Origin of the sequence: Veillonella sp. CHU732, assembly GCF_003992085.1 — a bacterium.
Taxonomy (GTDB): Bacteria; Bacillota; Negativicutes; order Veillonellales; family Veillonellaceae; genus F0422.
On the sequence record NZ_RQVC01000005.1, the window covers coordinates 90,825 to 113,235 of the forward strand.

17 protein-coding genes are annotated in these 22,411 nt (G+C 39.6%); 15 read left to right on the forward strand and 2 right to left on the reverse strand.

What is annotated here, in order from left to right:
• Positions 1-20 precede the first annotated feature (20 nt).
• Together nrdD and nrdG are read left to right on the forward strand one after the other, a co-directional pair.
• Positions 21-2,171 (forward strand): anaerobic ribonucleoside-triphosphate reductase, encoded by a 2,151-nt coding sequence (nrdD, locus tag EO121_RS03500; protein WP_127166068.1) that lies wholly within the window; start codon positions 21-23, stop codon positions 2,169-2,171.
• A 25-nt stretch (positions 2,172-2,196) separates the two neighbouring features.
• Positions 2,197-2,694: an anaerobic ribonucleoside-triphosphate reductase activating protein gene (nrdG, locus tag EO121_RS03505; RefSeq protein WP_127166070.1), complete on the forward strand. Its 498-nt coding sequence runs from the start codon at positions 2,197-2,199 to the stop codon at positions 2,692-2,694.
• 267 nt (positions 2,695-2,961) lie between these two features.
• Here nrdG and EO121_RS03510 read toward each other — a convergent pair whose 3' ends face one another.
• The gene (locus EO121_RS03510; protein WP_127166072.1) at positions 2,962-3,510 is read right to left on the reverse strand and encodes a gamma carbonic anhydrase family protein; all 549 of its coding nucleotides are present in this window, start codon (positions 3,508-3,510) and stop codon (positions 2,962-2,964) included.
• 210 nt (positions 3,511-3,720) lie between these two features.
• Positions 3,721-4,659, reverse strand: a complete 939-nt coding sequence (locus EO121_RS03515; protein ID WP_127166074.1) for a nitronate monooxygenase — start codon at positions 4,657-4,659, stop codon at positions 3,721-3,723.
• A 352-nt stretch (positions 4,660-5,011) separates the two neighbouring features.
• On the opposite strand from EO121_RS03515, the gene EO121_RS03520 reads away from it, so the two are divergent.
• The 13 genes from EO121_RS03520 to EO121_RS03580 all read left to right on the forward strand — a co-directional run bounded on the left by EO121_RS03520 (position 5,012) and on the right by EO121_RS03580 (position 22,397).
• On the forward strand, positions 5,012-5,566 hold the full coding sequence (locus EO121_RS03520) for a LemA family protein (protein WP_127147929.1): 555 nt from the start codon (positions 5,012-5,014) through the stop codon (positions 5,564-5,566).
• 246 nt (positions 5,567-5,812) lie between these two features.
• On the forward strand, positions 5,813-6,583 hold the full coding sequence (locus EO121_RS03525; RefSeq protein WP_164725851.1) for a YgcG family protein: 771 nt from the start codon (positions 5,813-5,815) through the stop codon (positions 6,581-6,583).
• Positions 6,584-6,774: 191 nt separating this feature from the next.
• A complete protein-coding gene (locus EO121_RS03530) occupies positions 6,775-6,912 on the forward strand; it encodes a rubredoxin (protein WP_009354175.1) in 138 nt (45 codons plus the stop codon).
• A gap of 178 nt (positions 6,913-7,090) precedes the next feature.
• On the forward strand, positions 7,091-7,603 hold the full coding sequence (locus EO121_RS03535; protein ID WP_127166078.1) for a DUF177 domain-containing protein: 513 nt from the start codon (positions 7,091-7,093) through the stop codon (positions 7,601-7,603).
• Between the two features lie 32 nt (positions 7,604-7,635).
• On the forward strand, positions 7,636-7,815 hold the full coding sequence (gene rpmF, locus EO121_RS03540; RefSeq protein WP_009354192.1) for a 50S ribosomal protein L32: 180 nt from the start codon (positions 7,636-7,638) through the stop codon (positions 7,813-7,815).
• A gap of 130 nt (positions 7,816-7,945) precedes the next feature.
• Positions 7,946-9,232, forward strand: coding sequence for a manganese-dependent inorganic pyrophosphatase (locus EO121_RS03545; protein WP_127166080.1), 1,287 nt, complete (start codon positions 7,946-7,948; stop codon positions 9,230-9,232).
• Between the two features lie 64 nt (positions 9,233-9,296).
• Complete coding sequence (gene pcrA / locus EO121_RS03550; protein WP_127166082.1) at positions 9,297-11,480, forward strand: DNA helicase PcrA; 2,184 nt, start codon at positions 9,297-9,299, stop codon at positions 11,478-11,480.
• Between the two features lie 12 nt (positions 11,481-11,492).
• Positions 11,493-13,481, forward strand: coding sequence for an NAD-dependent DNA ligase LigA (gene ligA / locus EO121_RS03555; RefSeq protein WP_127166084.1), 1,989 nt, complete (start codon positions 11,493-11,495; stop codon positions 13,479-13,481).
• A gap of 67 nt (positions 13,482-13,548) precedes the next feature.
• Positions 13,549-14,001 (forward strand): PaaI family thioesterase, encoded by a 453-nt coding sequence (locus tag EO121_RS03560; protein WP_127166086.1) that lies wholly within the window; start codon positions 13,549-13,551, stop codon positions 13,999-14,001.
• Between the two features lie 17 nt (positions 14,002-14,018).
• Complete coding sequence (pheS, locus tag EO121_RS03565; protein WP_127166087.1) at positions 14,019-15,041, forward strand: phenylalanine--tRNA ligase subunit alpha; 1,023 nt, start codon at positions 14,019-14,021, stop codon at positions 15,039-15,041.
• 9 nt (positions 15,042-15,050) lie between these two features.
• Positions 15,051-17,495, forward strand: a complete 2,445-nt coding sequence (gene pheT / locus EO121_RS03570) for a phenylalanine--tRNA ligase subunit beta (protein WP_127166089.1) — start codon at positions 15,051-15,053, stop codon at positions 17,493-17,495.
• Positions 17,496-17,568: 73 nt separating this feature from the next.
• A complete protein-coding gene (locus EO121_RS03575) occupies positions 17,569-20,022 on the forward strand; it encodes a DUF3656 domain-containing protein (protein ID WP_127166091.1) in 2,454 nt (817 codons plus the stop codon).
• On the forward strand, positions 20,022-22,397 hold the full coding sequence (locus tag EO121_RS03580; RefSeq protein ID WP_127166093.1) for an endonuclease MutS2: 2,376 nt from the start codon (positions 20,022-20,024) through the stop codon (positions 22,395-22,397). The genes EO121_RS03575 and EO121_RS03580 overlap by 1 nt, the downstream gene beginning before the upstream one ends.
• Positions 22,398-22,411: the final 14 nt, after the last annotated feature.

Genomic DNA, 22,411 nt, shown 5'->3' on the forward strand with positions numbered 1-22,411 from the left:
AGTCAATAGGAGGTTATATTATGATACAGGTAATAAAACGGGATGGCAAAGTGGTTGCCTTTGATAAAGAAAAGATCATTGTGGCTATCGAAAAGGCTATGCATAGTAGTACGGGGATGTATACGCCAGGATTGGCATTGCAAATCGCTAATGAAATCGAAGCATATGCTGAAAAAATGGGACGTAATATTACCATCTATGCCATTGAAGATCAAGTGTATTATAAGCTCCTAGAAAATAATAATCCAGCTACGGCTCGTGCCTATGAAAATTATAAAGCAGTACAAGCTTTCAAGCGGGTGGAAAATACGACGGATAAAGATGTATTTGGCTTGCTCAATCGGTCTAATGTAGCGGTCCTAGATGAAAATTCCAATAAAGATGCGTCCATTGTGTCCACACAACGCGATTTGATTGCAGGGGAAGTGAGCAAGGATATTGCTCGTAGAAAATTAATCCCTACAGATATTGTACAAGCTCATGACAGCGGTGCTATCCATTTCCATGATATGGACTATATCATCCAACCTATGTTTAATTGCTGTTTAGTGAACTTAGAAGATATGTTGACGAACGGTACTGTTATCAATGGGAAACGCATTGATACGCCTAAATCCTTTCAGGTGGCATGTACGGTGACAACGCAGATTATTGCGCAGGTTGCGTCTGGTCAATATGGCGGGCAAAGTATTAATGGCATTGATCGTATATTAGCTCCTTACGTACGGAAATCATATGATAAATATTTTGAGTTAACACTACAAGAACAAGTTGAAGTGTATGGCATGACTCCAGATGTGACAAAAGCAGAAGAAATTGCTTGGAACCGTACGAAAAAAGAGGTAAAAGACGGTATACAAACTATACAGTACCAAATCAATACATTGATGACCACCAATGGACAGGCCCCATTTGTAACTTTGTTCATGCACTTTGATCCAACAAGTGAATTGGCAAAAGAAGCTGCGTTAATCGATGAAGAAATTTTAAAACAGCGCATCCAAGGTATTAAAAATGAAGCTGATGTGTACATTACACCAGCTTTCCCTAAGTTGATTTATGTACTAGATGAACACAATGTACATCCTACCAGTGAATACTACTATTTAACAGAATTGGCAGCGCAATGTACGGCGAAACGCATGTACCCAGACTATATTTCTGCGAAAAAAATGAAAGAAATCTATGAGGGCAATGTATTTGCTCCTATGGGATGCCGCTCCTTCTTGTCTCCTTGGAAAAATGACAAGGGCGAGTATGTATTCAATGGTCGCTTTAATATGGGCGTAGTGAGCTTGAATTTACCGCAAATTGGAATTTTAGCACAAGGTAAGGAAGATGTGTTTTTTGAAATTCTTGAAAAACGGTTAGAATTAGCAGAAAAAGCCTTGTTATTCCGCTATGATCTATTGAAAGATGTGACCAGTGATGTGTCACCGATTCATTGGCAATATGGAGCCATTGCTCGCTTGCCTAAAGGGGCACCAATTCATCCCTTACTAGAAGGTGGGTATGCAACGATTTCCTTGGGCTATATCGGCTTATATGAGGCGACCAAGCTAATTGTGGGAGATTCCAATACGTCGGACACAGGCCATGAGTTTGCTAAAAAAGTGATGGAACGTTTGCATAATGCTACGGAAACATGGCGCAGCAAACACAATATCGGCTTTGCCCTCTATGGTACGCCAGCTGAAAGTCTTACAAATCGTTTTTCCTCCATTGATAGAGCACGGTTTGGGGAAATTCCAGATATTACGGACAAAGGGTACTATACCAATAGTTACCATGTGAACGTACGAGAAGAAATCAATGTATTCGACAAATTTGCTTTCGAATCGGAGTTCCAAAAATTATCCACAGGAGGATGTATTTCCTATGCGGAAATTCCAAATATGAACAACAATATTCCTGCTTTGTTGACCATGATGCAGTATATTTACGATACCATTTCCTATGCGGAGTTTAACACAAAATCTGACTACTGTCATGAATGTGGCTTTGATGGTGAGATCATCGTCAATGATCAAGTGCAATGGGAATGTCCTCGGTGTCATAATACCAATCGTGATACCTTAACGGTCATTCGTAGAACTTGCGGATATTTAGGAGAAAACTTCTGGAACGAAGGTCGTACGAAGGAGATAAAAGATCGTGTAATGCATATTTAATACACTGATGAAAGAAGGTTGTACTATGCGGTATGGACAGCTTAGACAATATGATATTGCTAATGGTGAGGGCATCCGTACATCCTTATTCGTTACTGGGTGTACCCATTGTTGCTATAATTGCTTTAACGAAGAATATCAAGATTTTTCCGCTGGCAAAGAATGGACTGAAGATGATACGGAACGATTGCTTTCTTATGTCGTATCTCCTGCATGTAGTGGATTGACCTTATTAGGAGGAGAACCATTTCAAAATATTGATGGATTGGTGCCCTTAGTGGATAGAGTATTAAAAATAGTACCTAAAAAGCCAATTTGGGTCTATTCGGGATATACCTATGAAGAAATATTAGCATGCCCTAATAAACGCCAATTGTTAGAGCGATGCCATATCTTAGTAGATGGTAAATTCGTGGATGAGTTACGAGATCCTGGATTAGCCTTTAGAGGCAGTAGTAACCAGCGGATTATTGATATACAAGCGTCCTTGAAGCAGGAGGATGTAGTGTTGTATATGGAATAACATGAGCTAGTTAAATTAATATTATAAAATAGCGGATATTTGAACTGTAATGTCAAATATCCGTTTTATATTGGCTGATATTCACATTAAATATATATGAGAGTCAAATGATTATAATAGATTTTTTAGAAAAGATAAGGATACGTCGAGCAACTTATTTTCTGCTATAAGACAATAGGTATGCACGATTACGAGATAAAGAGTGAACTAAAAGAGCTGTATAGGGAATACTATACAGCTCTTTTTATAAAAAATCATTGTGTTGTTTTATACAATAGTTTGGCTAGGATCCCATACTTCGCCATCTGCATCTGGCAAGAATCCGTATTCTTTTGTCCACAATGTTTTGTATTTTACAGCTTGGTTGTGGATTTTTTCAATCATTTTTTCATCTGTGCGGATGACTTTGGCAGGGCTACCTACCACAAGGGAGTAGGGTGGGATTTCTGTGTCTTCTAGAACGAGTGCGCCTGCGCCGATGATGGAGCCACGGCCGATGTGACAACGGCTAAGAACGATAGCCCCCATGCCCACCAATACATGGTCCTCTAGGGTAGAGGCGTGGATGATGGCACTGTGACCGATGGTGACAAAGTCACCAAGGATGCAAGCGTGATCATCGTCCACGTGAAGTACAGAATTATCTTGTACGTTGGAGTAGCGACCTACAACGATTTTATTGACGTCTCCACGGGCAGATACATTTTGCCATACAGAGGCATATTCTTTTAATTCTACATCGCCAGCAAGCTCAGCCCCTGGCATAGCGTGACTTTTTGGATCTAATTTTGGATACTTTCCTTTAAATGGTAGCATAGTAACCTCCTAGATGTAGCTGTAAATAACTACAATATATGTAACGTATCTTCAGCAATAACAGGATATTAGTTCAAGAAATAATTTGTACTTATTAGCATAGAAAAACAGGAATGCTATAGAAATATATTGGAACTTATGATATCTAATGATATCTAATGAACTATATTCGTTTACTGATTAATTTATAAATTTGTAGATATATTTGGTTTAGATAAATTGTTGCGCTTTTTTTATTGCCTTTTTAGCCTCAGCTACAACGGATTCTACGATAGTTTTCGCTGGTTCTACTTGTGTTAAGCGGTTCAGACCTTGACCAACTTGAACAACGCCGTTCACAATGTCGCCGTCCACGGCAGCTTTTTTGTTGGTGCCGATAGCCATGGCTGTTAATTCACTCTTAGGAGCACAGCTGTATTCAGCTTCTAAATAACGAGCCGTAAATTCACTTTTTAGACCACGTACGCCATGGTTGAAAGTAAGACCTGTTACAGTGGAATCTGTGTCAGTAGCATTGATGATGGCATCTTTACAATTTTGATGCATTTTACATTCTTCTGCTAAAATGAAGCGAGATCCCATTTGCACACCAGAAGCGCCCATAGTCAAACCAGCAGCTAAACCACGTCCGTCAACGATACCACCGGCGATAACGACAGGAATATCTACTTCTGGTACTACGTTTTCAAGTAGAGCCATTGTTGTTTGTGTACCGATGTGACCGCCAGCTTCTTGGCCTTCAATGATGATGGCATCGGCTCCTGCGGCTGCCACGCGCTTAGCTAATTTCACATTCGGTACTACAGGAATAACTTTGATACCTGCTGCGTGTAATGGTTCAATGAAAGGAACAGGATTGCCAGCACCTAAAGTCACGAAAGCAGGTTTCTCTTCTACGATAACAGCTAAGATATCATCTAAGTTTGGTGCCATTAACATTAAGTTCACACCAAATGGTTTATCTGTTAAAGATTTACATTGACGGATTTCTTGGCGAACCCATTCTGTGTCACGACCGCCAGTAGCGATAACGCCAGTAGCTCCAGCGTTGGCAACGGCAGCTGCTAAGGTGTGCTCAGATGTCCAAGCCATAGCACCTTGAATGATAGGATACTGAATGCCTAATAATTCTGTTAATTTAGTTTTCATAATACCTCCTATATAGAGTAGTGATTCATCCTTCTGAATCGCTGGGACTTTCAACATGCTTTCATTATAGCCTAATAAAATGAAAAAATATAGTTGCTATAAAAGAAGTCTAAAACAATGTATAATATAAGTACTCCTATTATTAAATTATATCTGTGAAAGTTTCTGATAGGTTATTTTTGATAGGTGTAGAATTAATAGAAATGTAATTTTGTAAACACTCGGTATGAACCTAAGTATACACATAAGGATAGACATAAAATAGCGATATCTCTTATAGGGATACATCAATTAAATAACTTGTGGTGATGCAGGTACATACATTAGGAGTACAAGTTGTAAAGGAGGACTTATGAAAAAGTCATGGTTAATTGGTTTAGGTATTGTAGGTATTCTTTTAATTTGGATATTTAGTTCCTACAATGGATTAGTACAAACGGAAGAACAAGTGAATGGGCAATGGGCACAAGTGCAAACACAATTACAACGCCGCTCTGATTTAATTCCCAACTTAGTAAATACGGTGAAAGGCTATGCGACCCATGAAAAAGAAACTATCCAAGCGGTAGCAGATGCACGTGCTAAATTAGGCGGTGCCAAGACAGTAGAAGAAACAGCAAAAGCGAACCAAGAGTTGAGTAGCGCCTTAAGTCGGTTGCTAGTGGTAGTGGAAAATTATCCTAACTTAAAAGCTGATGCTAATTTTAGAGCTTTACAAGATGAATTAGCTGGTACTGAAAATCGTATTGCGGTGGCACGTAAAGATTATAACGGAAGTGTACAAGCCTATAACATGAAGATTCGTACCTTGCCTACATCCTTAATTGCTAGTCCTATGGGCTTTCAAGTAAAACCATATTTTGAAGCAGACCAAGGGGCGCAAAGTGCACCGAAAGTACAGTTCTAATGTTGCTATGGAATATAATAGGGGTGCAAGTTTCTACAAGAGCGGTATGTGCTGCGACTGATTGTGTTGGAATATAATAGGATGGCAAGTTTCTGTACTTAAGAATGTAATTATTTTTAAAGTACATAAGAGTCTTTGTACTGGTATATCGTAGTAAGATGCCGAGTGCCATTCCGATTATAGGATGATTCTTTTTATAATTTAATAGAATGAGGAATGCATGGATATAAGAAAGGTGGCAAGATGATGAAAAAATACGCATGGTCTGCTTGTATCAGCTGTGCAGTTGTCACCATATGGATGTGTCTGACGAGTCTATCTGTTTTCGCTTTAGATGTGCCTAATCCCCCCAAGAATGGATATGTCTTAGATCAAACGCAGACCCTGACAAAAGAAGAGATTCAATCAATGAATCGCATGGGCTTGGAACTGCAAAAGAAAACGAAAGCGCAGATAGCCGTCTTACTGGTTCCCACATTAGAGGGAGAGGATGTTACAGACTATGCGAATCGTGTGTTTCGTTCTTGGGGCGTGGGACAGAAGGACGCCAACAATGGCGTGTTGTTCTTGGTGGCAATGAAAGATAAGCAAATGCGCATCGAGGTTGGCTATGGTCTAGAAGGTGCTATTAATGATGCGAAAGCAGGTCAAATCTTGGATGACTATACAATCCCTCACTTTAAACAAGGTCATATAGGAACAGGAGTAGTCAATACCTATGCTGTATTAGTTGGTGAAACGGCTAAAGAATATGGGGTCACCATTGATGGTAGTCAAACATATACAGATAAGGATGTAGTGGAGCTAAGCCCTTTTGAAATGCTATTGATTGGCGGCGGTATATTGCTGTTGTTAATCCTTGATTTCACTTTGTTTGGCGGCGCCATTACGCAATCCTTGTTGTGGATCCTAGCGTCAGGACGAAGGGGCGGTGGCTCCGGTCGTTCCGGTGGTGGCGGATTCGGAGGATTTGGTGGCGGTTCCTCTGGTGGTGGCGGTGCCAGTCGACGTTGGTGATACATAGGCATTCGTTGATGGGATTCACCATGTTGTACCACTTATTTGCTATGCGTAGTTTGCAAACAGGTATACAAAAATAACATAGAAAATGATTGAGAATATATTGAAAGTTTTCGATTGTAGTGGTATACTGTTTACAGATAAAGTATCTGAGACAAAATCTTTTAGTACGAAAGGTGGTGCACATAATGGATAAAAAATACGTTTGCGTAGTATGCGGTTGGGTTTACGACGAAGCTGTTGAAGGCGTTAAATTCGAAGATCAACCAGCTGATTACCTTTGCCCAGTTTGTGGGGTTGGTAAAGACCAATTCGAAGAAATGTAATTAATTTTTCGATAAATTAATCCACATACATAAGGGCTCTCCATAAGGAGAGCTCTTTTTCACATGATAGTCGAGTGCTATGTCTTGTATGGGTTTTATGAAAACTTAACAACATATAGGGGCTAGCATTTGACAAAGATAGTATAGGTAGCTATAATAGTATAGTCGAGGTAAAATTATGAAACTGCAAGTAGAGCAAGCAAAAGAACAGATTGGACGTATTGTCCCTTTTCTATGTACGACATCAGGTAATGATCTTGGTGACGTATCTGCTTTTCCTTGGAGCCGTCATGATATAACCATTAGTGGTGAGCTTCGTTATGATGGTCAACATTATGTGGTGAATGGTACCATAACAACAAATGGACAATATGAGTGCTCAAGATGCTTAACCGATACTAATTATACCCATACTGTTCCATTTGAAGAGACTTTTGGTGTTACACATTCCAACAATGGAGACGATGATATAATTTCTTTCGATGGGGAAGAAATTGATCTAACGGAGACCATTCGGGAAACATTAATCATCAATGAGCCCTCTCAAGTGTTATGTCAGGATGATTGCAAAGGATTGTGTGTTCAGTGTGGAGCAGATCAAAATGTTTCGCCATGCTCTTGTGAATCCTTTGTGGTAGATCCTCGATTAGCAGTGCTAAGAACATTGCTGAAGGAAGAAAATGATGATTAATACCTAGTGATTATGTTAAGGAGGTGCAGATAATGGCAGTACCAAAGCGTAGACTTTCCAAATGCCGTCGCGATCGTCGTCGTGCTAACTGGAAATTAGAAGTACCTGGTTATGTAGCTTGTCCACAATGTCACGAACCAATGATGCCGCATCGCGTTTGCCCAACATGTGGTTCTTACAAAGGAGAACAAGTAGTTTCTAAAAATGCGTAATAGAAACGAATGAGAAGGCCTTGTAAACTGTTGTTTACGAGGTCTTTTTTGTATGCATTTTATGACTAATTATGGTATAATAAAGAAACATTGATATATAACTCAAGTGATGATTATAAGAGGTGACAGTATGTTAAGAGATACAATTTTAGTAACAGGACATAAGAGTCCAGATACAGATTCTATTTGTTCTGCAATTTCTTATGCAAATTTAAAAAATCAAATGGGCTTTCCAGCACAACCAATTTGTGCGGGTCAAGCTAATAAAGAAACATCTTTTGCGTTAAAGTATTTTGGTTTTGAACACCCAGAAATCGTAACTTCTTTTGCTGTAACAGTAGAAGATGTACTAGAAACAATTCCAGCAGTCGATGCAAAAGCAACGTTACAAGATGTGTTAGCATGGCGTAAACAATATGAAATGAACCGTATTCCAGTGGTAGAAAATGGTACTACGTATGTAGGTACGATTACGGCACAACGCTTAATTGATGCGTTAGAAGCTGCCATGGGTGGTAACTCTGGTGTAACAGCTGGTGAGATTTGTACAAAAACTTCTTGCCAAGTGATTAGCAAAGAAACAAAATTACGTGACTTCAAAGCTAATTCCCACATCGGTGGCTATCCAGTAGTAGACAATGGCGCATACTACGGCATCATTCGTTCTAATGTGGAAGCTCCAAAACAAAAAACTAAAGTAGTGTTGGTAGACCACAACGAAAAAGTACAAATTATCGATGATATTGAAGAAGCTGAATTAATCGAAAATATTGATCACCATCGTATTGGTGGGTTAGTAACAGACAATCCTATTTTCATTCATTATGAAACTGTAGGATGTACTTGTACAATTCTTGCTAATTTATACTGGCAATATGGCCAAGAGATTCCTAAAAATATTGCTGGTTTGATGCTGTCTGCTATCATTTCCGATACAGTATTATTCCGTTCTCCTACTTGCACTGAAAAAGATAAAGAAATAGCTAGAAAATTAGCAGACATTGCTGGTGTTAACTTAGAAGAATATGGTATGGATTTATTGAAAGCTGGTTCTGATGTATCTGATTATTCCGATGAAAAAATCGTGCGTACAGATTTAAAAGAATTTGAAGCAAATGGAAAGATCATCAGTATTGGACAAATCCAAGTAATGGATACTACAGATATTTTGGGTCGTAAAGCATGTTTGTTAAAAGCTATGGAAACATTGCGTAGTGCCAATAATTACAGCGCTTCTTACTTAATGATTACAAATATCTTAACAGAAGCAACAAACTTAATCTTTGTTGGAGATGCGAATGATGTGGTAGCAGCTGCATTTAATGCACAACCTGTGGACAATGAAGTATATTTAGAACATACATTATCCCGTAAAAAACAAGTAGTACCACCAATCGTGGGGGCTATGAAAGGCTAATTTATCATAGGGGGTGCGTTGTAGTGAAACACAGCGCACCCTTGTTATATGCAAGAGAGGTATTATGATATTTGACGGTTTAAATAAAGAGCAACAAGAGGCAGTATACGCAACTGAAGGGCCTCTTCTTATATTGGCTGGCGCTGGATCAGGTAAAACACGAGTGTTAACATATCGTATCGCCTATTTGTTGACACAAGGGGTGAGCCCCTATGAAATTTTAGCCATTACGTTTACCAATAAAGCGGCTAAAGAAATGAAAGAACGTGTGGAAACGTTGGTCGGTGATACGGCGCATCGTATTTGGCTTAGTACGTTCCATTCTTTTTGTGCGAAGTTTTTGCGTTTTGAACTAGATTCCTTTATGGGGTATAGTAAGAACTTTTCTATTTACGATTCTAGTGACTCTCAGGCTGTTATCAAACAGGCCATTAAAGCTTTAAACTTGGATGATAAATATTACCCTGTAGGAGCTATGCAATCACAGATTAGTGATGCAAAAAATAAGATGAAATTGGCAAAAGATTTTCGTAGTGAAGCTCGTGACTTTTATTCACAACAAGTGTCTAAGGTGTACGATTATTATGAAGCAGAATTGCGAAAAAATAATGCTTTAGATTTTGATGATTTATTGCTAGTAGCTGTTAAATTATTACAAGAAAATCCAGCCGTACTAGAAAAGTACAGTCATCGTTTCCGTTATATTATGATCGATGAGTATCAAGATACAAACCATGCACAGTATACATTGGCGTCTTTATTAGCTTCTAAATGGAATAATTTATGCGTTGTAGGTGATGTGGATCAAAGTATCTATGCTTGGCGTGGTGCTGATATTCAAAATATCTTGGATTTTGAAAAAGATTACCCTAACGCAAAATTGATCAAGCTAGAACAAAATTATCGATCTACAAAAACCATATTAGAAGCTGCGAATGCTGTTATTGATTATAATGAAGGTCGTCCTGAAAAAGTCTTGTGGACAGATAAAGGTGATGGAGCAAAAATCCGTCATTTTGAAGCCCAGTCGGAGCAAGAAGAAGGAGCTTTCATAGGAGATACCATCAAAAAACAAAAGGAAATTCACAATCGTAGTTATGGAGATATGGCTATTTTATATCGTACTAATGCACAGTCTCGTGTGCTAGAAGAATCCATGATTAAACGGGGTATTCCTTATACAATGGTAGGAGGCACCAAGTTCTACGATCGTAAAGAAATCAAAGATATTTTGGCGTACTTGCGTATTTTAATCAATCCATTTGATGATATTTGTTTACAACGTATTATTAATGTACCAAAACGTAGTATTGGATTAACTACAGTCGGTAAATTACAGGATTTTGCAAGAGAAACGAATAATTCACTATTTATGACATTGAGTCAATTGAACCAAATTCCTACGATAAAAGGTAAAACGAAAGAAAAATTAGAAGAGTTTATGGGTTTAATTTTTACCTTAGTCAACGAGGCTACAGAGCTTTCCGTACAAGGTATTATTGAGGCCGTACTAGATCGGACTGGATATGTAGTGGAACTAGAGAATAGTACAGACCCACAAGACCAAGCTCGGTTGGAAAATATTGGTGAGTTGGTATCGGTAGCCAAAGAGTTTATGGATACAAATCCACAAGGTACTTTACAAGACTTTCTTGAGCAGGTAGCATTGGTGAATGATGTAGATTCCTTTGAACAAGAAGAATCCAAAGTGACATTAATGACTTTGCATGCAGCAAAGGGACTAGAGTTCCCCGTGGTATTCTTAGCTGGTTTAGAAGAAGGATTATTCCCCCATAGCCGTACGTTGATGAATCCAGAAGAAGTGGAAGAAGAGCGTCGTATTGCTTATGTAGGGATTACTCGAGCTGAAGAAGAGTTATATGTATCGAACGCCACAACACGGACTGTATTTGGTAAAACTACAGGGTATTTACCATCTCGTTTCTTAAAAGAAATTCCGAGTGAGCTTGTAGAAGAAGTACGTCCAAAACGAACTGTGAAGGAAGAATTACAACGAAATGTACCATTCCATCAATCTGTAGCGAATCGACCTGTTACAAAACCTATGATTCGTAATCCACAGGTAGTAGATTGGACTGTGGGAGATACTGCTATCCATGCTAAATGGGGCGAAGGAACTGTAGTGGATGTAGTTGGTGAAGGTGCCAATGTAAAACTAAAAATTGAGTTCCCTACACAGGGATTACGACAAATTATGGCTAAGTTCGCTCCTATACGAAAAAAATAAGGAAATCATACAATGAGTATTCAAGAAGACATTCAACAATTACAAAAAGAATTAGCCCATCATGCGTATTTATATTATGTGAAAGATGCTCCCATTATTTCTGACTATGACTATGATGTATTATATCGAAAATTAGTAGAGTTAGAAACAGCACATCCAGAGTATATTGTGCCGACCTCTCCTACGCAACGGGTAGGTGCCAAGGTGGAAGGTAGCTTTGAAAAAGTAGTCCATGGACAACGAATGCTCAGCTTGGGCAATGTGTTTAATGATGCTGAAGTAGAACAATTTGGGGTGCGCTGTGAAAAAGAATTGGGTCATGCTCCGCAATATGTAGTGGAATTGAAGATTGATGGCTTAGCGGTTAACTTACATTATGAAAATGGTCTCTTTGTACGTGCTGTCACACGTGGTGATGGTCGTGTAGGGGAAGATGTAACAGCGAATGTAAAAACCATTCAGTCTATTCAATTAGTCATTGACAATGCGCCTCCTTTTATTGAAATTCGTGGAGAAGCCTATATGCCGCATAAGGAGTTCAAACGAATCAATGAAGAACGAGAAGAAGCAGGTTTGCAAACCTTTGTGAATCCTCGTAATGCGGCAGCAGGGTCGTTGCGCCAACAAGATCCAGCCATTACGGCGAGTCGAAATTTAGACTTTTTTGCCTATGCGATTGGTTCATCAGAAGGATCTAACATACATACACAACAGGAATTATTAGAGCAACTTGAAGCTTTTAAATTTCATGTCAATCCTCACTATAAAGTGTGTCAATCCATAGCAGAGGTTGTGGAGCATATTCATTACTGGGAGGTAGAGCGACATAACTTGCCTTATGATACAGATGGTATGGTCATCAAAGTGAATGATTTTGAAGACCAAGAAACCTTGGGCACGACAGCGAAGGATCCCAAATGGGCGACGGCCTTCAAATATCCACCAGAAGAAGTGGAAACTGTCGTTAAAGATATTACTATAAATGTAGGTCGCACAGGGGTATTAACGCCAACGGCAGAATTAGAATCTGTCTTCGTATCTGGTACGAATGTATCACGGGCAACTTTGCACAATGAAGACTTTATTAAAGAAAAAGACATTCGTATTGGTGATACAGTACGTATTCATAAAGCCGCAGAAATTATTCCAGAGGTAATTTCTGTGGTGGTAGATAAACGAAAATCGAATTCTGTACCTTACGAAATGCCCAATGCTTGCCCGGTTTGTGAATCTCCTACGGTGCGCCGTGAAGGGGAAGTGGCTATTTATTGTAGTAATGAACATTGCCCAGCGGTAGAGAAGGAAGGCATTATTCACTTTGCATCCCGTGATGCCATGAACATTGACGGATTAGGTCCTAGTATTGTAGAAGCCTTAGTGACGAACCATCGTATTATAACTGTGGTGGATCTATACCATTTGAAAGAGGAAGATATTACATCTTTGGAACGAATGGGCAAAAAGTCGGCTCAAAATTTATTACAAGCTATTGAAGAGTCTAAAGAACGTGGACTAGGTCGCTTGTTATTTGGCTTAGGGATTCGTCTTATTGGTGCAAAAGCAGGACAGACCATTGCGAAATACTTTACCTCCATCGATACTTTGATGCATGCGACCATGGACGAATTGACTAGCATTGATGAAATTGGCCCTACTATGGCGAAAAGCTTAGTGGAATATTTTGGAGATGAACGAAATCGTCAGTTAGTAGAAGGTCTGAGAAATGCTGGAGTACGATTAGAAGAGGACGTACAAAAAGCAGCTGGTAATGAACTAGAAGGACAGATTATTGTATTGACTGGTAAACTCACTTCCATGGGTCGTTCTGAAGCAGGGGCAATCCTAGAAGCTCATGGAGCGAAGGTAACAGGTTCTGTCAGTAAAAAAACTACTTTGGTCATTGCCGGTGATGATGCAGGTAGTAAACTAACGAAAGCAGAACAATTGGGTATCCCTGTGATGGATGAACAAGGGTTATTAGATTTAATCAAGGATTTCTAAGCTATCTATTGATAATGAGGTAGACTTTCCTCTATAATAAAAAGATAAGCTTAGAAAGGTTAGCTATATGGAACATAGAACATTATTAGAATACTTTCAAGAGCATACAAGTTCACATCCTTTTGAGGTGCTACATCATGTGACACTTAAGAATGTGTCACCAGGACATGTGGAACTAGATTTTCACAGTGAAGAACAATTACACAGTAATCCGCGAGGCGATGTGTATGGTGGGGTACATTTGAGTGTATCAGATTATCTCATGGGATTGGCTTGTATTACACTAGGAAAGCAAGTGACAACGGCACAAATTAATGGTAATTTTGTGAAATCATTGCCGAAAAATGCAAGAATCCGCGGTGTATCCAATGTGGAACACAAAGGTCAAAGTACGATGGTTACATCTTGTCGTTTGTATAATGATATGGGAGACCTTGTCTATATGGGAAGTGGAACTTTTATGGTTCTTGACGATTTGGTATTACCAGAATTGCCATGGTCGTTGTTAGATGAAGAATAGTTGGAGGATAGGAATCAATGAAAGAACAATTGCAAGCATTGCAAGAGAAAGCAATCGCCCAAATTCAAGGGGCTGCGAACTTGCAGGAATTACAAGATATTCGTGTTACCTATTTAGGTAAAAAGGGAGAAGTTACCTCCTTATTAAAAGGATTGGGTAAACTATCTCCAGAAGAGCGTCCTGCTATGGGTGCCTTGGTAAATACAGTGCGTGTAGCGTTGGAAGAAGCCTTGGATGAAGTACAACAACAAATGGAGGCTGCTGTATTGGCAGCTAAATTAGAACAAGAAACTATTGATATTACATTACCAGGTCGTCCTGTTCGTAAAGGCCATTTACATCCATTAACAAAAATCAACGAAGAAATTGAACAATTTTTTGTGTCTATGGGCTATGCTGTAGAAGAAGGTCCTGAAATTGAGTCAGACTATTTTAACTTTGAATGCCTGAATTTAGCGGCAGATCATCCAGCTCGTGATATGCAAGATTCTTTCTATATTACCGATTCCGTATTACTTCGTACCCATACATCTCCAGTGCAAGCGAGAACATTGCAAGGTAGCGAAAAAAATTCACCTATCCGTATGATCGCACCGGGAAAAGTATATCGTTGGGACTATGATGCTACACATTCTCCAGTATTCCATCAAGTAGAAGGTCTTGTTATTGATAAACATATTACCTTCTCTGACTTAAAAGGGACCTTGGAGTTGTTCTTGAAACACATGTTTGGTGAAGATACAGCCGTACGTTTCCGTACAAGTTTCTTCCCTTTCACAGAACCAAGTGCAGAAGTAGATATTTCTTGTTGCATGTGCCACGGTGAAGGATGCCGTGTATGCTCTCATACAGGGTGGTTAGAAATTCTTGGTTGTGGTATGGTCCATCCTAATGTATTGAAATTGAATGGCTATGATCCAAATGAAGTACAAGGCTTTGCCTTCGGCATGGGCGTAGAACGTATTGCAATGTTGAAATATGGTATTAATGATTTACGTTTATTCTATGAAAATGATAAACGTTTCTTAACGCAATTCTAGGAGGTTACCGTGAAAGCTAGTTTACAATGGATGAAAGACTATGTATCTGTGAATCTTGGCGAGAACCCTCAAGAATTTGCAGATGCCTTAACACAAGCTGGGATCCCAGTAGAAGAAGTGATTAACTGTGATACAGGTATTAAAAAAATCTATACAGGAAAAATTGTAGAAATTACAAAACATCCTGATGCAGATAAATTACAAGTGTGCCAAGTAGAATGCTTAACAGAAGAAGGTGAGCCGGTTACGAAACAAATCGTAACAGCAGCTACTAATGTGGCAGTGGGACAAATCGTTCCTGTAGCGTACCATAAATCTCGTTTAGCAGATGGTACAGAAATTAAAAAAGGCAAACTTCGTGGACAAACATCAGAAGGCATGTTCTGTTCTGTAGCAGAATTTGGCTTATCTACAGATGTAGTGTTACCAGAAGAAGCAACTGGTATTTATATCTTCCCTGAAGGTACAGCTATTGGACAAGATGTAAAAGAAGTGCTAGGTCTTAATGATGTAGTCTATGAATTTGAGTTGACGCCAAACCGTGCCGATTGTTTCTCCATGGTTGGTTTAAGCCGTGAATTTGCTGTATTAGATAAAACAGAAGCTACATTCCCAGAGGTAACAGTGCAAGAAGAGGGACCATCTATAGAAGGTCGTTTGAATATTTCTATTGCTGATACAGAGTTATGTTCTCGTTTCATGGGACGTTTGATTGAAAATGTAAAAGTTCAAAAATCTCCATTATGGTTACAAAATCGTTTGCGTAATTGCGGTATTCGTCCTATCAATAATGTGGTGGACGTAACGAATTATGTGATGTTAGAATTAGGTCAACCAATGCATGCTTACGACTATGATCATCTACATGGACATAGTTTAATAGCTCGTAAAGCTACAGAGGGAGAAGTGATTCAAACCTTGGATAGCAATGATCGTACATTAGCAAACACTATGCTTGTTATTGCTGATACTGACCGTCCTGTAGGGGTAGCTGGTGTCATGGGTGGTGCTGATAGTGAAGTGTTCAATGAAACAACAACGGTTGTATTGGAAGCTGCTGTATTTAATGGAGCATCTGTTCGCCGTACCTCTCGTGCATTAGGCTTGCGCTCTGAAGCATCTGGTCGTTTTGAACGTGGTGTGAATAGCGAAGTGACACCACTAGCGTTAGATCGGGCAGCACAATTGTTATTGGAAATCACACCAGGCGCTACCGTAGCAAAAGGTGTGATTGATGTGTATGCAACGCCAAAAGAAGTGCGTACAGTGTCTTTCACAAGTGAAGCTGTGAATTCGTATTTAGGTACTAATATTGCAGAAGAAGAGATGATCACTATCCTAACAACTTTATCCTTCGATGTGAAAGTTGATGGTGAGACATTAGTGGCTACTATTCCATCTTGGCGTGATGATGTAACAGGCATGCCAGATATTGCGGAAGAAGTAGCACGCATTCACAACTATGATAATATCGCACCTACTACGCCATTGGCACGAATCCAAACAGGAACAGTATCTCCTATGCATGCGTTAGTACATGATGTAAAACATGCTTTGGCTGAAGCTGGTTTAGATGAAATTATTACTTTTAGTTTCATGCATAAAGATAGTTTACAAGATTTGTTAATTCCTGAAACAGATAGCAGACATCAAGCGATTCCTATTCTAAACCCAATTTCCGAAGAATTCCCGGTGATGCGTACTACCTTAGTACCTAGCATCTTAGAAACCGCAAAACGCAATGTAGCCCAAAAGAATCTAGATTTAGCCATTTTTGAAGTAGCTGCTGTGTATGAGCCTAAGGCATTACCGCTTACAGAATTGCCAAACGAACGCATGATGGTAGCAGGGGTTATCCTAGGCAAATGGGATCGCCAAGAATGGAATATACCGGCTAGAAATGTAGATTTCTATGATCTAAAAGGTATTATTGAATCTGTACTCGCTAATCTTGGTGTTGAAAATTATGCAATCAGCCGTAGTAAAGAATATTACTTACATCCAGGTGTGAGTGCTAGTATCTCCGTAGAGGGTGTTGAAATTGTACGCTTTGGTGAACTACATCCACAAGTAGCAAGTCATTATGACATTAGTGGTAAAGCATATTTATTTGAAATGGATTTAGAAGCATTGTTACAAGTGAACCGCAAAGGAATTTCGTTTACAGCAATTTCTAAATTCCCTGGTACTAGTCGTGACTTAGCGATTGTAGCGCCAAAAGAAGTGCAAGCTATTGATGTATTAGAAGTGATGGAACAAGAAGGCGGCGAATATCTTGAAAGTGTTCGTATCTTTGACGTATACGAAGGGGAACATATCCAAGAAGGATATCGTAGCTTAGCCTATACTTTGTCTTTCCGTTCTCATGAAGGTACATTAGTAGATGCTGATATTGAAGATAGAATCCAAGCGATGTTAGCAACATTAGCAGATAAAGGTTGTACTTTACGATAATATGTAAATCCTACGGGATGTAACAATCGGTCATCTCTCTTATGGGATGACCGATTTATTATAAGGAGTTGTGATGGAATTATTAGCCCCAGCAGGGACAATGGAAAACTTTATGGCCGCCCTTGAAGCAGGGGCTGATGCCATTTATTTAGGCGGTAAGGTCTTTAATGCGCGCTCTCATGCAGGAAATTTTGACTATGATGAGTTGCGAGAGGCTTTGCGCCTAGCACATATATTACAAGTGGGTATCTATGTAACGGTGAATATCTTGGTAGGTGACCGTGAAAGTAAAGCCTTAGCAGAGCATCTACGTGAATTAAAACGCATTGGTGTAGACGGCATTATTGTGCAAGATCTTGGTGTTGCAAGAATAGCGCGTCAAGTAGCGCCTACCTTAGAGCTACATGGTAGTACACAAATGACGGCTACTAATTTGGAGACTGTACAATTTCTAGAACGCTTAGGATTTACACGAGTGGTTCTATCTAGGGAACTGAGCCTAGATGAGATCCGCCATATCTGTGCACATGCGAAGGCTGAAATTGAAGTGTTTATTCATGGAGCGCTTTGTATTTCCTACTCTGGACAATGTTTGATGAGTAGTTTCATTGGTGGACGTAGTGGCAACCGTGGGTCTTGTGCCCAACCATGTCGCTTGCCATACCAATTGGTTACTTTAGATGGTGAACAAATTACTCATGATAAAGAGACCTATATCATGAGCCCTAAGGACTTAAACTATAGTGCGTATATGAAAGAGCTCATCGAAGCAGGTGTAGCTTCATTCAAAGTAGAAGGACGCATGAAAAAGGTATCCTATGTGCATGAGGTTATCGGTACATATCGGACTATTATCGATAGATCTGGACAAGCCACAGAGGCAGATTTTACTCGCTTAGAAGAAGGATTTAATCGTGGGTTCTCTACGGCTTATTTAGAAAATAATGGTTCCAAGTCTATGATGACCATCAGTGCGCCTAACCATTTAGGGAAATACCTTGGGGAAGGACAGGTTAAAGGACGTATGCTGGTCTTGCGCACCAAGGAGGCTGTAGCAGAAAGCGACTTACTGAAAGTTATCGCCCATACGGGAGATGTGCACTACATTACGGTGACGGCGGATATGACTTTTGATCGTAATATATATCGCATTCCACTTACAGAAACTATTAGTGCAGGCAAGGTCTATCGTGCCAGTCAAGGTGGATATACAAAACAGCGGGGATTGAAAGATTTTACTCGTAAATACAAAACCTATATGTTCTTACATGGCGAAGAAGGTAGCACTGTTTCATTGACAATGATGTTAGAGGCTGGTCAAACGGTAACGGTTACTGATGAATATGTATTACAAATAGCTAATAACAAACCCACGTCAACGGATAAAATTATGGAACAATTAGGCCGTTTAGGAAATACATTATTTGAGTTAGACCATGTAACGGTTCCAGAAGGGACTTTCATGTGGCCTAGCAGTGTCTTAAATAACCTTCGTAGAAATGCTGTGGAGGCTATGGAAGAATTGTTGATACAACAATACGTGGCATCATGGGAAGCACGTAAAGTGAACCTGCCAACAGGGATGGGATTATTAGGGGACATGACTAAATCTGTAGGGCAGGTGTTAGGATTTACTCAAATTTCTACCTTAGAATCTGATACAAAACAATTAGAAATCCTAGTGGATTCTGTAGAAAGTGTTCAGCAGGCAGTCAAGACACCAGTGGACCGCATTGTATTTGGAGATCCATTACACAGAATCCCTGTGGCTCAGACCGCTTATGAGGAGATTGTACAGCTTTGTCGAGATGCTAAGAAAGATATTATCTTCAGTACCCCGAGGGTAATCAAGGATAATGAAAGCACAGCTTTCAGAGATATGCTATCCTATATGGTACAAGCAAAGCCCGATGGGATTCGAGTCCATTTCTTGGGCGCTTTAGAAGTATTACATCAACTGGGATATACAGGAATTGTGGAAGGTGATACAGGCTTACAAACGTTCAACTGGCACACCTTAAGTATCTTGAAAGATTTAGGATTTACTACTACCAATGTATCCTTAGAAGCTACCTTGCATCAAATGAATACAATGGCGAGTAAAAATATTATGCCTATTGGAGCTATTGTACAGGGTCGTGTAGAATTGATGATTTCTGAGTATTGTCCTATCAGTAGTTTTGCCGGTACAGGTTATAAACGAGGGTGTCCATTAGTATGCACGAAAAAAGACTATGCTTTACAGGATAGAAAAGGCGAATTATTCCCTATCTATACGGATCCATTCTGTCGTACTCATATTATGAATAGTCGAGAGTTAGATATGAAAAGCTATATCGATGATTTGCGTCGTTCTGGATTACAACGTCTAATCATTGATGGAAGACAACGAAGTCCTAAATGGATTGCTGACGAGGTGAGTATGTATCATCAGTTATTAGAAGGGTCTATGAAAGCACCAAGCAAAGAGGGAGCTACTCATATCACACGGGGGCACTTTTTTAAAGGAATTTTAGGGGAATCATAATGAATAGTGAACAAGTCTTAGACTTTCAACATATACGGCAAAAGCTGGCAGATGTGTGTTCCTCTGCCATAGCTAAAGAATATGCACTGAATTTGCAACCTATGCACAACCGTCAAAAAATTGAAGATGCCCTAGATGAAACTGTGGAAGCTATGCGCTCCTTAGAGCAAGAAGTGGAGCAACCCATCAGTGGCACGAAAGATATTCGTACAACTTGTACGAAAAGTCGTAAAGAAATTATTTTGACTCGTGAAGAGCTTTGGGACTTGCATACCACTATCTTGGCATATAATCGGATGCATCGGTTTTTTAAAGAAAAATATTTGCTCTATCCATTACTATCTTTATGGGTACAGGATTTGCCTAGTCACGATAAGCTGACCAAGCGCTTTGAACGAACTTTTGATGCCTACGGTATATTATTAGATAGTGCTACACCGAAACTACAACAGTTGCGTATGACCATGAGCCGCACCAAAAATGCTATCAAAAATGACCTACAAAGAATATTGCAGGACAAGGACAATCAAAAATACTTCCAAGAAGCTATCGTTACTATGCGTAATAATCGTTACGTGATTCCTGTTAAACAAGAATATCGAGGAGCATTTCCTGGTCTTATCCATGATAGATCAGCTACAGGTGCCACATTATATATTGAACCTATGCGATTGGTAGACTTAAATAATGAATTGCAGGAAGCTACCTTGGCAGAAGAACAAGAAGTACTTCGTATCTATAAAGAATTAACAGAACTCGTACGAGCTCATGCAGATACATTATTGGATGCTTGTAAAGGTGTATCCCATGTAGAATTTGTCTATGGAAAAGCAGAATTAGCCATACGGATGAAAGCTGTCCGTGCCACGATTAGTCAAGGTCGAGAGGTAAACCTACTACAAGCTCGTCACCCTATGCTCGCTCCTAATATAGTCGTGCCTACTACCATTACGTTGGGGACGAAATATCGTATTTTGCTGATTACCGGTTCTAACACTGGAGGTAAAACGGTATCGTTAAAGACTTTGGGGCTATTGGCATTGATGAACCAGAGTGGATTATGTATTCCAGCGGACAGTGGGTCTACGTTACCAATCTTTCACCATATCTATGCAGACATTGGAGATGAACAAAGCATTGAAGCTAGCTTGAGTACATTCTCTGCCCATATGTCGCAGGTAATTCGGATACTGAAAAAGGTAGGACCAAATGATTTAGTATTATTAGATGAATTAGGTTCTGGTACGGATCCAGAAGAAGGAAGTGCCTTAGGGATTGCTATTATTGAATACTTCCGCAAAAAGGGAGCACTCATGATGGTGAGCACCCACTATAATGAACTGAAAACCTATGCTTATCAAACGGAAGGTGTTGAAAATGGGCATGTGGAATTTGATGAAAGAACTTTACGTCCCACATACCGTTTACATATTGGCGTAGCAGGTAGTTCACATGCACTTAGTATTGCGGCTCGCTTAGGGTTACCGCAAGAGGTGGTGGATTTAGCTCGCAAACAATGGGAATTGAACGGACGTAGCGCTATGGAAGATATGCTCCGCGAGTTAAACCAAGAGCTTAGAAAGACCCAAGAGCGAGAGCGAGCTTTGAAAAAGGAACAAGAAGAAGTGCGTCGTATGCGTACCCAAGTGATACGAGATAAAAAAACATTACAGGATAAGAAAAAGGTCATCTTAGAAAAAGCTCGTGAAGAAGCACAAAATATGAAACGTTCTGTACGTATTGAAAGTGAACAAATCATCAAAGAGTTAAAAGGTTCTTTCAATGAGACGGATAAGCAAAAGCGTCAGGATGCTATTTCTAAAGCTAGAAAAGGCGTATCCAATGTAGCTGTCCCTAGTGGTGTTATAGAAAAACGAGAACATTTAGATGTGAGTAAGGTAAAAGTAGGAGATGTAGTGTTCCTAGATAATCTACAATCGTTAGGTACTATACTCGTTATTCAAGGGAAACGGATTCAAGTAGATATGAATGGACTTACGGTGACAGTGAAAGAAAAAGATCTATTAGCAGCCACTCGTGAGGAAGCTAGTGCTTTATTACGTAAAGAAAATCCTGTACCTATGTCCAATCGTCAACGCAAACGTTCTGGTATGGCTGTGATTCGTCAACAACAAGCATCGACAGAACTTAATATCATTGGAAAGACTGTGGATGAAGCCATTGTAGAAGTAGGACGTTTTATTGACCAAGCCATACTAGCCGGATTAAATTCAGTTCGTATCGTTCATGGCAAAGGAACGGGAGCATTACGTGCGGGGGTTCATGATTATTTACGAACCTTACCAGGAATTAAAAGTTATGACCTAGCTAGTTTAGACGAGGGTGGTGCAGGTGCTACAACGGTTATCCTATAGTAGGGTTTAGAGGA

What these genes read in the sequence shown, in the direction of transcription:
- EO121_RS03560 (WP_127166086.1), top strand. Translation starts at nt 13,549, where the DNA reads ATGGAACATAGAACATTATTAGAATACTTTCAAGAGCATACAAGTTCA.
- rpmF (WP_009354192.1), top strand. Translation starts at nt 7,636, where the DNA reads ATGGCAGTACCAAAGCGTAGACTTTCCAAATGCCGTCGCGATCGTCGT.
- ligA (WP_127166084.1), top strand. Translation starts at nt 11,493, where the DNA reads ATGAGTATTCAAGAAGACATTCAACAATTACAAAAAGAATTAGCCCAT.
- EO121_RS03525 (WP_164725851.1), top strand. Translation starts at nt 5,813, where the DNA reads ATGAAAAAATACGCATGGTCTGCTTGTATCAGCTGTGCAGTTGTCACC.
- EO121_RS03575 (WP_127166091.1), top strand. Translation starts at nt 17,569, where the DNA reads ATGGAATTATTAGCCCCAGCAGGGACAATGGAAAACTTTATGGCCGCC.
- EO121_RS03530 (WP_009354175.1), top strand. Translation starts at nt 6,775, where the DNA reads ATGGATAAAAAATACGTTTGCGTAGTATGCGGTTGGGTTTACGACGAA.
- pheS (WP_127166087.1), top strand. Translation starts at nt 14,019, where the DNA reads ATGAAAGAACAATTGCAAGCATTGCAAGAGAAAGCAATCGCCCAAATT.
- pcrA (WP_127166082.1), top strand. Translation starts at nt 9,297, where the DNA reads ATGATATTTGACGGTTTAAATAAAGAGCAACAAGAGGCAGTATACGCA.
- EO121_RS03520 (WP_127147929.1), top strand. Translation starts at nt 5,012, where the DNA reads ATGAAAAAGTCATGGTTAATTGGTTTAGGTATTGTAGGTATTCTTTTA.
- EO121_RS03580 (WP_127166093.1), top strand. Translation starts at nt 20,022, where the DNA reads ATGAATAGTGAACAAGTCTTAGACTTTCAACATATACGGCAAAAGCTG.
- EO121_RS03545 (WP_127166080.1), top strand. Translation starts at nt 7,946, where the DNA reads ATGTTAAGAGATACAATTTTAGTAACAGGACATAAGAGTCCAGATACA.
- EO121_RS03515 (WP_127166074.1), bottom strand. Translation starts at nt 4,659, where the DNA reads ATGAAAACTAAATTAACAGAATTATTAGGCATTCAGTATCCTATCATT.
- EO121_RS03510 (WP_127166072.1), bottom strand. Translation starts at nt 3,510, where the DNA reads ATGCTACCATTTAAAGGAAAGTATCCAAAATTAGATCCAAAAAGTCAC.
- EO121_RS03535 (WP_127166078.1), top strand. Translation starts at nt 7,091, where the DNA reads ATGAAACTGCAAGTAGAGCAAGCAAAAGAACAGATTGGACGTATTGTC.
- nrdD (WP_127166068.1), top strand. Translation starts at nt 21, where the DNA reads ATGATACAGGTAATAAAACGGGATGGCAAAGTGGTTGCCTTTGATAAA.
- nrdG (WP_127166070.1), top strand. Translation starts at nt 2,197, where the DNA reads ATGCGGTATGGACAGCTTAGACAATATGATATTGCTAATGGTGAGGGC.